Raw genomic sequence first — 11,748 nt, 5'->3', positions numbered from 1 at the left:
CAAACGAAGTTTGGAAATACCATTACTCAAATTAATCAAAATCAATAGAGTCATCCATGAGGTTTATCCAAACGAAGTTTGAAAATCTCAGTTGCAGAGACTTCAGCCCCAAGTTAGTGAACCTGAGCATTAATCCAAACGAAGTTTGGAAACAAAATGAACCAGATTAGTTTTCAGAATAACTAATCCGATAAACCGCATTAGCGGCATCATCAGAAACCAGCATTGAACCATCTGGCATGGTGAGCACTGCGACAGGTCTGCCCCAACTGACTTCACCTTGCAGCCAGCCTGTGGCAAACGGTTGGTAATCACTTACTTTATTGCCGTCTAACGTCACTTGCATGATGCGATAGCCGACCTTGCTGCTGCGATTCCATGAACCATGCTGGGCTATGAAAATACGGCCTTTATATTCAGCAGGAAACTGCTCGCCTTGGTAAAACTCCATGCCTAATGCTGCCACATGGGCGCCAAGGTTTAGCGCTGGTGGCGTATTAAGTTTGGCTTTTTCTGCATCATAAAACTCTGGGTCTTTAACGTTAGCGTTATGCACATAAGGGAAACCAAAGTGTTGGCCAACTTGGGTGACATGATTAAGCTCGTCATCAGGTAAATCATCGCCCATCATGTCGCGGCCATTATCGGTAAACCATAATTCTCCCGTGTCAGGGTGAAAATCAAAGCCAACACTGTTACGCACGCCTTTGGCGACGATGGTGGTTTCTTTGGTATCAACATCAAGCTTTAAGATTGAAGCGAACGGCAACGCATCGTCGCAAACATTACAGGGGGCGCCGACTGGAATATACAGATTGCCATCAGGCCCAAATTTGATGAACTTCCAACCGTGATGAGATTTGTCGGGCAGCTGGTCATAGACGAGTTCAGGTTCTGGTACATTGGGAAGGTGTTTTTCAATATCGCGATAACGCCATATTTTATCGACTTCTGCCACATATAAACTGCCATCATGAAAGGTGATGCCAGAAGGTAAGAATAAGTCCTTGGCGAGTACGATTTGTTTGTCGGCTTTAAAATCTTTATTCGTGTCGATTAATGCGTAAAGATTGCCCGCACGACGACTGCCGACAAATAAAGTACCGTTATCGCCCAATGCCATTTGGCGGGCATTTTCAACATTCTCTGCATATACATCAATACTAAAACCAGCAGGCAATACGATTTGTTCAATGGGTAAAGTCTTGGCTTGAACATTGGCTTGAACACTGGCTAAGGACAAAATGGTTAAACCAGATAACAGCGCTGCTTTAAACGCATTCGATTTTATAACTCGTGAGAGTGAAGAGTGTTTATTATCCGTCTTTAGATAATCCGTTAAGTCATTCATCGCAATATGCCTCTGTATTCTTGTTTTAATTTTAATTTTAGTTTTAGTTAATTAAACACTCGTTTTTTACTTGATATTCGTCAGGATTAAAACCCTGTGCCGACATTGATATACCATGCAGTATCTTCTGGGCCTTTAGCTACATCAACCCCCATATGCAGACCGTAACGCCTTGCTATAGTGTAGCGAAAACCAGCGCCATAGGCGGTTTGCTCGTCACTGTCCCACATGTTGCTATTACTGTCGCCCGCAAGACCTGCTCCGACAAAAGATAACACCATCCATCTTGGGGTTATGCGCCACATAAGTTCAACTTCGCCGGTGGAAACGGCTTCGCCTTGATAGCGGTTTCGCGGAATACCACGCATTTCAATATAGGGGTAAGTGAAAATGGGTAAGCGAACATCACTGCTGATGGTTTGATAATTTAACTTAACGCCTAAGGTGACATCTTTTATGAGTGGCCAATAGTTAATCCCCGTAGCTTTGATGGTTTGGTAGTCGTAATCACTGCCGATGGCAGTATTAAACCAGTCGTATTCTAAGGTGTAGTCATAACCGCTGGTGGGCATAAAAAAGTTATTTAAGCTGTCGTATTGCAGCACTGCGCCAAGGGATGACACAGTAGGGGAAAGATCGATTATGTCAGTGAGGCGATCGACTAACTCTGGCGGTAATAATGAAGTGTCTTTATTACTGGCTAAATCGACCTGGGCAAATTTTTGGGTGACACCTAGAAATACTGAACTATCAAATAACCTAAATTGCAGTTTTTGCATCAGGCCATAACCTTGCATATTTAGATCTAAGGATAAATCTTGGCCAAAGTCAGCTTGGCTATAAAAGTTCATGTTTACATCGCCATAGCCACCACCGACAAGATAGCGAATATGATCTTGCTTCCATGTTTCACGGTGGCCTAAAAAGCCAAACTTTGAGCCATTATCGGTAGCGCCAATTCCCGCTGCCGAAATACCGGGTGTAAGGAGCTGGGCACCGCCATCTACTGACTCTTTCGCGACTTGCTGGCGTAGCTCAGTTTGTTCGGGCGTCTCATGGAGGAAAATCCCCATCAATAGTAAACCTGTGCCAACAGAGGGTTCAGTAATAATGCTAGGCACAGGTAAAAAACCGTAGGCGTTTTCTGCAAGGTATTCACCCGCATCAAAGTAGCCATCAATGGGATCAAAAAAGTCGATATTGGCCTGGGCGCTTTGACCGCATAGCAATAAGGCTGTGGCTAAGGTGATTTTGGAAAGCGAAAAATGATGCACGTATAAAATTCCCTTTATAACGATAAGCTTACCGAACGACTAGCTCTAGTTGTGTTTTGCATTATGCGTCAATATCAAATCGTGTTGTTGATTTAATTTAGCACGGAGTCATGACAAAAATACAATCTTGTGATTGATAAATAACTTGTGATTAGAGTAATAACTGTAGGGATTTTTTGCTGTAGCAAAGTCAGCGTTTAAATAACGTGTCTATCAAGAAAACGGGTTTTCAGGCACAATAGCGCGCAATTATTCGTAATCGATTTTTAGGGAACCTAAATGACGCAAATCACTATTACTACGCCGGACGATTGGCACCTTCATTTCCGTGATGGAGACATGTTAGCTGAAACCGTACCAGCCACCGCTCGTTTATTTCAGCGCGCTATTGTGATGCCAAATTTAGTGCCACCTGTTACTGACGCTACGATGGTGTCAGCTTATCGTGAACGTATTTTAGCGGCACGTCCTGCTGGTAGCTCGTTCGAGCCATTAATGACGCTATTTTTGACCAACAATACCACTGCGCAAGACATCATTGATGCCAAAGCGGCAGGCGTTGTTGCAGCAAAATTATACCCAGCAGGAGCCACCACTAACTCTGATGCTGCGGTTAAAGCATTAGATGCATTATTTCCAATCTTTGAAGTGATGGCAGAGCAAGGCATGTTATTGCTGGTTCATGGTGAAGTGACTGAATCGCACATTGACATCTTTGATCGCGAAAAAGAGTTTATCGATCGCTATATGGCGCGCATTGTTGAAGCCATGCCAACGCTTAAAATCGTGTTTGAACATATCACCACCAAAGATGCCGCTGAGTTTGTGGCATCAGCGCCAAGCAATATTGCAGCAACGATTACCCCGCAGCATTTACTACTTAACCGTAATGACTTATTAGTGGGCGGCGTACGCCCACATAACTTCTGTTTACCTGTACTGAAGCGCAATATTCACCAGCAAGCATTGCAAGCTGCTGTGGCAACGGGTTCTAGCAAGTTCTTTTTAGGTACAGATTCTGCGCCCCATGAAAAACACCGTAAAGAATCTGCGTGTGGTTGTGCGGGTTGTTACAGCGCATGGTCTGCATTAGAGCTTTATGCTCAAGTGTTTGATGACTTAGGTGCGTTAGATAAACTGGAAGGTTTTGCTAGCTTACATGGCGCAGACTTTTATGGCCTTCCGCGCAATACAGGTACAGTGACTTTAGTTAAAGAAGAGTGGGTTGTACCTGAGCAAATCATCTTGCCAAACCAGAACCCAATCGTGCCTTTCTTTGCGGGCGAAACGGTTAACTGGAAAGTGAAAACAGCTTAATCAGTTTCGATTATGTTGTTTTAACATAAGAAAAAACCAGCTAAATGCTGGTTTTTTTTGTGTCTGTAATACGTTAAATCATTATTGCGGATTAGTCACAAGACCTGATAAGTGTTGATATAAGTTATCAGTAAACTCATAGGTTGATTCATCATAAGTTAACATTAGTGGTAGTTGAGTTGATTGATCAATTGTGGCTTTGTTCAAATCGAATTCAGTAGCAATGTTACCATCAAGGTGTTCTTCTATAAGGTAATTGCGATAGCTGATAATACCTGCATTATCAAGGTCGAGAGGCACAGTAGTGATTTCAATCATCGGCATTTCACTCGGACTAGCTAACAACTCCCAATGATAAACTTCTAAAGGGTTACCTAAACCATCTTCAACAGAAATGGTGTTATCAACTTCATTGGTGATAACAATTTGTGAGTCATCAAAATCGAAGAACAAGTCTACAATATCAGCAGTGTTTATCTGCTCTAATTGTGAGTATTCATGCATATTGATGATGTCATAATTGCCGACTTCCCGACACATAACATTTTCAGTCAATTGCATTTCCATGTTATAGAAGACTTCAGGCCAACTGACATCATCTAAAGCTAATGCTTGAGGTGTGGAGCCGATGATGGCATCCCATTCTTCATCAGTTTTTAATAATTTCTGACTAGTAAAGTGAATTTCAACCGGAGTGTTGTCGTAATAGGTAACATAAGTATTACCATCAAAGTACGGTGTTGGTTTGGTGAAATCTGGTGATGTTTGATCTTCTGTCATCCAGCTTTCTGAAGTTGTATTCCAGCATTGAGTTGGCGGTTCATAATCGTTGCTGGTTATGCTCATTTCAAACCCAGTGACGACATCATCAACTAAAAAGCCAAAAAGCTGTTTGGTGTCAGCACTGTTATGCAAACTGAAAGAAGAAATGCCAACATTTGAGCTTAAAATGAAGGTGTTTTTAAAGCCTGTTTCACTAATGATATTACCTAGTAAAATATCCCAATCGTGCTCCCCCATAATACGATTGTCTATGTGAGATTCTGTGTAGCCAAGTGAAATAGCTGCATTGCTGATTAAAATTCTCGCCGCTAAAGGATCTGATTCAATAAATTCTTCTAGGCTAAATTCACTGTCTTCAAGTAATGCTTTTAGATCATCAAAACTAAGATTAAGTACGTTTTCTAATGCTAATAGTGCCGGTATTTGACCAGCGAGCACTTGTTCAACATAGTTATATAATGCTTCAGTAATGATGAAATCATCTGACACAGAATTAGCAGCAGTCACCTGATATAAGCTTGAAGGTTGTTGTGCAAATAAACGTGCTAGCAGCGTATCGACTTCAGTGAGTAGTACGGTTTTCTGCGACGCTTCTAATTCACTGTTTTGAATTTCAACTTCTCGATTAAACTTTATGTTGGTAAGTAAGTTAATGGCACCTCCATATTCGCTTGAGGCGACTAAAGTTCCAAGACCAGCTTCATTAATTATAGTATTTAGCTGCTGTGGTTGAGCTGCCCCTTTAAATTGAAGCTGCACTGCTTGAGGTTTTTTATTGCTACCAGATGATGCAGCTGTCCAATTGGCTAAAAGGTAATATTCAGGGGTTTCAACTTCACTTTGCCAGTCAATTTGGTATGTGCCTTCAGCATCACTTATTGTTGTAGGTTCATCAGTATCACACGTTAGGTTCATGTTTAAGTCAGCGCATATAGTTGCTCCGACTACAGCACCTTGGTAAGCAGCAATACCAATAACTTGGTGGTCATACTCTGTAGCAGCTGGAGGTGTGCTGGTATCAGGTGGCGTTGAAGTATCTGGTGGAGTAACTTCAGGCGTAGGTTCACTATCTGAGGAACCACCACAACCTATTAATACAATTGAAAGCGCAGCCGCAATGATTGACGGGCGCCAATTGGGGGTAAAATCCATTTTATTTTCCTAATCCTTGAATATAAAGTACTCAAACCTAACCAGTTGAGTAACGACTTTCGTATTCTATAAGCTATTAATTATTATATAAATAATACTTAGTGATGTAATTCTGGAAATATGAGTAATTAAAGCCATCGCCGTATCAAATATGTCGATATCGCTATATTCAGCGGGGGAGTTAGCATCAATAGAATTAACCTTCATTGTTAATTATGTCCGTATTTGAAATAGTAAAATAGGATACTGTTATTTTTAAATCCTATTCACTTTTTTGGTATTCTGTGACTATGAATTAACTCGTTTAATGGCACTCAGAGTGCCAGCACTACATTTTTAAGGGAACCATTCGAATGACATTTGCTAAGTATGTTGCTGTAACAATACTCATGGCTGGGCTGAGTATTAATGCTTATGCCGATAACCGAGCAGCAATGCTCGAATTTGATGCCAAAGTCAGGCCTATTGCACAAAGAAGTCAGTTACTTTCAGACATGCAGGTCAAGTTAATGGATGACTTTAATCAAATGGCAGAAGCGGGCAAGAGTGCTAGCGCGGTGTTTAACAGTGGTAAGGTGCAGCAACTGCAATTATTGGGGAATGAAACTCTCATTGAAGCCAACTTGTTTGTGGCTGAGTTCGAACACTTTTTAGCGCAGCTCCCTGAAACGTCGACCTGTTATCTGCCTGAAAAAGTCACAGAATACCAAGGTATAATTACCCAGCTTACGCAAGCCAATAAAGCATTAAGTAACGTGCCTGAGATTGCTGATGGCGATGAACTAGGCGCCGCCATGGCGTTATTAAACTTGCAAATGCATGCAGGGCAATTGAGCTCTTTAGTGCAAATGTTTCAGTTAGTAAAAACCTGTTATATGCCAGAAGCGATGGGACTCAGCAAAGAAGATGTTGAGCAGATGAAGGCATAAACTGAAGATGCTGATAATTAGTAGATTATCCGTTAGTTGGTTTTTCCTCTAAATTAGTTCTCATATTAAGAAATAATAATATGAGCACCAGTATTTTGAATCTTCTCTTGAGCTTTCATTGCTAAATACATTGAGTTTGCACTTAATCACTAATCACTAATCACTAATCACTAATCACTGAGCATAAAACAAAACGGGCGCCAGTATTGCTACTGACGCCCGTTTTGTTTTAATGCAGGATTAACGTGCACGATTCGGTTTACGGCCGCCACTTGGCTTACCTTTACCGCTAGCTTTACCTTGTCCTTGTCCTTGTCCCTTCGCTTGCTGGCCTTTGGTTTGGCCTTTGCCGCCACCTTTTGCTTGGCCTTTATGTTTGGTGCTGCGGTTATGCTGCATAAAGTGCTCTGGCCCTTCAATCTTTCCACGCTCTGACGCTGTTTTGGGCTTAGGTTTAGGCTTTTTCTTTGGTGCTGCTTTTTTGTCTTCAGATGATGAGTCTTTGATCATCTCAAATAACACATCTAATTCTTGTTTGTCTAAGTCACGCCATTCGCCAATCGGTAGCCCTTTTAGGCTGACATTCATGATTTGCTGACGTTCAAGCTTAGTGACTTCAAAATTGAAATATTCACACATGCGGCGAATTTGACGGTTAAGACCTTGTACAAGCACAATTTTGAATGCGTAAGGCGAGACTTGTTCAACCTTACATTTTTTAGTCACGACGCCAAGAATAGGTACGCCAGCGGCCATGCCTTTAATGAATTCATCAGTAATCGGCTTATTCACCGTGACAATATATTCTTTATCGTGATTATTACCAGCACGGAGGATTTTATTAACTAAGTCGCCGTTATTGGTCAAAAAGATCAAACCTTGGGAGTCTTTATCTAAGCGGCCAATAGGGAAAATACGGGTGGAGTGATTGACGAAATCAACAATGTTGTCGCGCTCGGTGCCTTCTGTGGTACTGACAATACCGACAGGTTTATTCAGTGCGATAAACACCAAATCTTCAGCATCTCTTGGCTCAATATCTTGGCCGTTTACTTTAACTTTATCGCCAAAAGAAACTTGGTCGCCCACTTGTGCACGTTTACCGTTAATAAACACATTGCCTTGCTCAATAAAACGGTCGGCATCACGGCGTGAACATATGCCACTTTCACTGATGTATTTATTAAGGCGCATTGATGAGTCGGTCACTTGGGTCGTCCTATTAAAAATTTAAAAAGCAGCTAAGAACAGATTGAAAACAGACTTGCTTTCAATTCAATTTTATTTAGCATTAGGCAATTGGGTGTATTGTAAAACAGCAGTCTAAAAAAGCAGAGCAGTTTATCATTTTTACTGAACTTTCTTAAGTAGGGTGATGAAACGGGCTTTGCTGAAATGAATAAGGATAATTCATGTTGATCCAACTTAGAGATTTAACCGAAGCAGATTTAGAGGCACTTTATCTATTTCAAGATGATCCAGTCGCTAATCAAATGGCGGACTTTCCAGCAAGAGATCGAGACAGTTTTTTTGAACATTGGCGCACCAATGTATTAGGCCGAGAGGATGTTTTTGCCCAGGGAATAATCGCAGATGACGTGCTGGTGGGCAGTGTGCTGTTATGGTCGATGAATGCGGCTAGCGCCCACCCTGATTGGTTTTTAGGTTATTGGCTCGGACGTGAGTTTTGGGGCAAGGGTATAGCCAGTCAAGCAGTAAGCATATTTGTTAAAAGCCATTCTAAAAGGCCGATTATTGCTGAGGTTGCCAGCCAAAATAAAGGCTCTATTCGTATCTTAGAAAAACTAGATTTTGAGCATTGCGGCGCAGTCGAAGAGAGTGAGCACTTTAGTCAAAACTCGCAAAACCCTTTGCTTGAAATGAAGTTATCGAATTAACAGGTGGATAATCTAATTCAGGTTATTTAACTTGAAAAAGGGCGGGCAGTTTTGTCTGCTCGCCCTTTCTCTACAGCTTAAACCTATGATTAGCGCATTTGGCTTGGCATATTAAGCTGTGACTTTATTTTTTTCAGTTGGTTAATGTTCTGTTTGTTTAACTGAGCTTTGTTAGCAGGGTTATTAAAACGAGCTTTAACATTAGCCACTTGTTGGTCTGTTAATGCTGGGCGGTTTAATAATGCCACCACAGTGTCTGTAGCTAATGGTCCATCAAAACCGTTGTCGATTTTGGTATATGGGCTATCCCAATCGATAGCAATACCATCTTCAGTTTTGATAATGGCATAAGTATTATCGTCTTCCATTGCGCCATGTCTAATTACAACCGTTGGGTTGTCATCATTCCCCTGTTCAACAGTTATAATGGCAACCGTCGCATCTTGATTACTTCGATCATAAATTTTCAATTGGCCACTATCTGCATCATAAACCACTTTATATAAGCCAAACTCTGGTGTATCACCATAGTCAGGTTTCTCAATTGGATTGGTTGGCTCATGGTAAATAGGTAACTCTTTTTCTATTTCAATTGGATTTGTTGGTTCAAGATAAATAGGTAACTCTTTTTCATGCTCAATCGGGTTTACTGGTGTTCCGCCTAGCCCCCAACCAGAATCAATTCGTGCTGCATATGCATCCTTTAGCTGATCTGCAATCGTGTATTTAGGCTGGTTAGGCGGTGTTTCTTTCTCAATTGGGTTATCAAGACCACTGTCTAGTCCCCAACCACCGTCAACTCTTGCTGCATAAGCATCTTTAGCTTGATCGCTTAATGTGTAATTTGGTGTCTCTGGCGTTGGCGTAGCAGATTCTGTAGAGCTTGTTGATGAACAGCCGCTAATGAAAAGGCTTGATAACACAAGAGTTGAAACAGCAAGTTTGTTGATAGACATAGTCTTCCTCAATTTGTTAAGAGATTCATTTGCTGACCTCAACTCCATTTGCGGTTTCGCATTAAGAGCACAGCATGATGAATTGCAATATGGTTTTAAGTTTCAGAAGCCCGTTGCCTCGTGAAGTTGGATACATATTAAACAACTTGAACTCATTGATAATTAGGGTTAGCTTTAGTTGATGTATTTACACTGTGAATGAGTGAGTGATGATGGCTAATGCAAAACAGTTTGATATGAATCTATTACGAGTATTTAACGTCGTTTGTCATCGCGGTTCATTTACTCTGGCGGCAGAGGAGTTGGAATTAACGCAATCGTCAGTCAGTAATGCAATAGGTCGTTTAAAAGCCATAGTTGGTGAAGAGTTATTTGTGCGGGTAGGCAGAGGAATTCAGCCAACAGTTTTTGCAAAAGAGTTATACCAACAGTTGCACCAGCCCCTTGAAGACATTGAACAAGTATTGATGGGCTTAGAAGAGTTTGATTACCGGAAAGCTCAACGCAGGTTTACAGTATTAGCCAACGATGTCGTTATTAGAAGATTGCAAGGAGCACTAGATAGGCTCCTCGTTAATACTGGCATTGAAATTATTTTTAAAGAAACGCCTCATAATGAAGCTGAAATTGAATCTTCATTAATGTTTGAGCAAGTAGATTTAGTATTGCACTTGGATTTTTCTGAGTTAAAAATGTTTGCCCGTAAAAAGCTTATTGATGAAGAGGTCGTTTGTGTCGCTGCATTAAATCACCCGCGGTTACAAGATGGGCTAACTGTTGAGCAATTTTTAGCGGAGAAACATATACTTTTCAGTGGCCGAACGAATAATTTACCAATGGCTCAAGCCTTAAATATACCGATTATGAGTAAACGTGAACTGCATGGAGAGCAATCTTCATTTTTAGGGATAATGGCATCGGTATCAAAATGTGAAGCTATTGGGCTCATTCCAAAAAGCTATGCAGATGAATACAAAACAGTATTCGGATTGCAAATATTTCCTATACCATTTAAAGCTCCACCCTTAGAAGTGTGTATGTTTTGGAAAAATAAACTGACGCAAAATCAAGCTAATAAATGGTTACGGGATACTATTACGTCAATTTTATAATTGACATAACGTGAATAAACAATCTCAAGCTTCTGACTTATGCATTCACACTGTGAATGTATCAACCTACCTTCGCTCTAATTATCAATATCACTTAACTTGATAGACTTGCATTCATAACGTGACTCTTAGTTTGTTAAAGAGAGCACCATGGTATATCTGAATTGGAAGTCTTCAAGCTTATGAAATCTATTTCAACTTTATCTATTGCATTGTTATGTATAACAAGTGCGGCTCATGGCGCCTCGATTAGCAATGATATTGCGGTGATGTTTCCTGAAATGGAGATAAATCAACAATCTGAACCCTTGTATAAATCTGTCGGATTTGATGTCTCTATGCACGATGGTGAAGCTATTTATACTGCGAATGCTAGTGTCGATATTAGTGAGACTTGGCGAGTGTTTGGCGAATATAACAATGAGCATTACTGGGAAGTAGGCGTGGGTAAAAGTTTTTATACTCAAGCTTTTGCGATTGAACTGTCTGCAAAAGCGAGTGATTATGGCTTTTCCGCAGGGACGTTTTGGGCAATGCCCTTACAAGAAGATTATGTACTATTTGCTGATGCTAATTACAACTGGAATACCAACGATTTATCGATTGAGGCGGACAGAGTTAGTAGTGATTATACACCCGCAGATTCAGTGGATATCCAACTTGGACTGTTATGGAAAGCCCATGAGTATATAGGTATTAGTTATAGCTTTAATCAAATCTATGAGACTAAAAGTGCAAGCCTAAATACTGATATTACCTTACCTGAATATGATGTTAGCCATAAGCATCATTATTTATATGGGAAGGGGAGTATGAATTATCATAAACTATCTATCACGAGTAAAATCTGGAAATTAGCGCCATATTTTAGTTACAGTTATTTTGCAGATAGTGAAAATATTTATGAGTTCGGGTTAGCATTTAATTTCTAAGTTTTATGATTAATAGGCTTTAAGCTAAGAGTGAATCATGTCCC

10 protein-coding genes are annotated in these 11,748 nt (G+C 40.7%); 5 read left to right on the top strand and 5 right to left on the bottom strand.

The window, feature by feature from the left end; all coding sequences use genetic code 11:
* Positions 1-166 precede the first annotated feature (166 nt).
* Positions 167-1,351: a PQQ-dependent sugar dehydrogenase gene (locus BCU84_RS19140; protein ID WP_102529647.1), complete on the bottom strand. Its 1,185-nt coding sequence runs from the start codon at positions 1,349-1,351 to the stop codon at positions 167-169.
* 86 nt (positions 1,352-1,437) lie between these two features.
* Entirely contained in the window at positions 1,438-2,625 is a 1,188-nt protein-coding gene (locus BCU84_RS19135) for a BamA/TamA family outer membrane protein (RefSeq protein ID WP_102529646.1), read from the bottom strand.
* A gap of 279 nt (positions 2,626-2,904) precedes the next feature.
* On the opposite strand from BCU84_RS19135, the gene pyrC reads away from it, so the two are divergent.
* Positions 2,905-3,942: a dihydroorotase gene (gene pyrC / locus BCU84_RS19130; protein WP_102529645.1), complete on the top strand. Its 1,038-nt coding sequence runs from the start codon at positions 2,905-2,907 to the stop codon at positions 3,940-3,942.
* Positions 3,943-4,023: 81 nt separating this feature from the next.
* On the opposite strand, the gene BCU84_RS19125 is transcribed toward pyrC, so the two are convergent.
* Positions 4,024-5,877 (bottom strand): hypothetical protein, encoded by a 1,854-nt coding sequence (locus BCU84_RS19125; protein WP_102529644.1) that lies wholly within the window; start codon positions 5,875-5,877, stop codon positions 4,024-4,026.
* 353 nt (positions 5,878-6,230) lie between these two features.
* Between BCU84_RS19125 and BCU84_RS19120 the strand changes: the two genes are divergently transcribed.
* On the top strand, positions 6,231-6,806 hold the full coding sequence (locus BCU84_RS19120; protein ID WP_102529643.1) for a hypothetical protein: 576 nt from the start codon (positions 6,231-6,233) through the stop codon (positions 6,804-6,806).
* Between the two features lie 240 nt (positions 6,807-7,046).
* On the opposite strand, the gene rluF is transcribed toward BCU84_RS19120, so the two are convergent.
* Entirely contained in the window at positions 7,047-8,015 is a 969-nt protein-coding gene (gene rluF, locus BCU84_RS19115) for a 23S rRNA pseudouridine(2604) synthase RluF (RefSeq protein ID WP_241906492.1), read from the bottom strand.
* 203 nt (positions 8,016-8,218) lie between these two features.
* Between rluF and BCU84_RS19110 the strand changes: the two genes are divergently transcribed.
* Positions 8,219-8,704, top strand: a complete 486-nt coding sequence (locus tag BCU84_RS19110) for a GNAT family protein (protein WP_102529642.1) — start codon at positions 8,219-8,221, stop codon at positions 8,702-8,704.
* Between the two features lie 89 nt (positions 8,705-8,793).
* Here the strand turns inward: BCU84_RS19110 and BCU84_RS19105 are convergent, their stop codons facing one another.
* Complete coding sequence (locus BCU84_RS19105; protein ID WP_102529641.1) at positions 8,794-9,660, bottom strand: hypothetical protein; 867 nt, start codon at positions 9,658-9,660, stop codon at positions 8,794-8,796.
* Between the two features lie 212 nt (positions 9,661-9,872).
* Between BCU84_RS19105 and BCU84_RS19100 the strand changes: the two genes are divergently transcribed.
* Both BCU84_RS19100 and BCU84_RS19095 read left to right on the top strand, forming a co-directional pair.
* Positions 9,873-10,772 carry a LysR family transcriptional regulator gene (locus BCU84_RS19100; protein ID WP_198589619.1) on the top strand — a complete coding sequence of 300 codons (900 nt, stop codon included), beginning with the start codon at positions 9,873-9,875 and terminating at the stop codon, positions 10,770-10,772.
* A 182-nt stretch (positions 10,773-10,954) separates the two neighbouring features.
* The gene (locus BCU84_RS19095) at positions 10,955-11,704 is read left to right on the top strand and encodes a hypothetical protein (RefSeq protein WP_102529639.1); all 750 of its coding nucleotides are present in this window, start codon (positions 10,955-10,957) and stop codon (positions 11,702-11,704) included.
* The last annotated feature ends 44 nt before the right edge of the window (positions 11,705-11,748 follow it).

The sequence above is a fragment of the Shewanella sp. 10N.286.51.B7 genome (assembly GCF_002873615.1).
GTDB classification, from domain to species: Bacteria; Pseudomonadota; Gammaproteobacteria; order Enterobacterales; family Shewanellaceae; genus Shewanella; species Shewanella electrodiphila.
This window is presented reverse-complemented; position numbering and strand designations above follow the sequence as displayed.

Bases quoted from the DNA above. Each gene is read 5' to 3' on its own strand.
- BCU84_RS19140 (WP_102529647.1), bottom strand. From the start codon at position 1,351: ATGAATGACTTAACGGATTATCTAAAGACGGATAATAAACACTCTTCA.
- pyrC (WP_102529645.1), top strand. From the start codon at position 2,905: ATGACGCAAATCACTATTACTACGCCGGACGATTGGCACCTTCATTTC.
- BCU84_RS19125 (WP_102529644.1), bottom strand. From the start codon at position 5,877: ATGGATTTTACCCCCAATTGGCGCCCGTCAATCATTGCGGCTGCGCTT.
- BCU84_RS19120 (WP_102529643.1), top strand. From the start codon at position 6,231: ATGACATTTGCTAAGTATGTTGCTGTAACAATACTCATGGCTGGGCTG.
- BCU84_RS19110 (WP_102529642.1), top strand. From the start codon at position 8,219: ATGTTGATCCAACTTAGAGATTTAACCGAAGCAGATTTAGAGGCACTT.
- BCU84_RS19105 (WP_102529641.1), bottom strand. From the start codon at position 9,660: ATGTCTATCAACAAACTTGCTGTTTCAACTCTTGTGTTATCAAGCCTT.
- BCU84_RS19100 (WP_198589619.1), top strand. From the start codon at position 9,873: ATGGCTAATGCAAAACAGTTTGATATGAATCTATTACGAGTATTTAAC.
- BCU84_RS19095 (WP_102529639.1), top strand. From the start codon at position 10,955: ATGAAATCTATTTCAACTTTATCTATTGCATTGTTATGTATAACAAGT.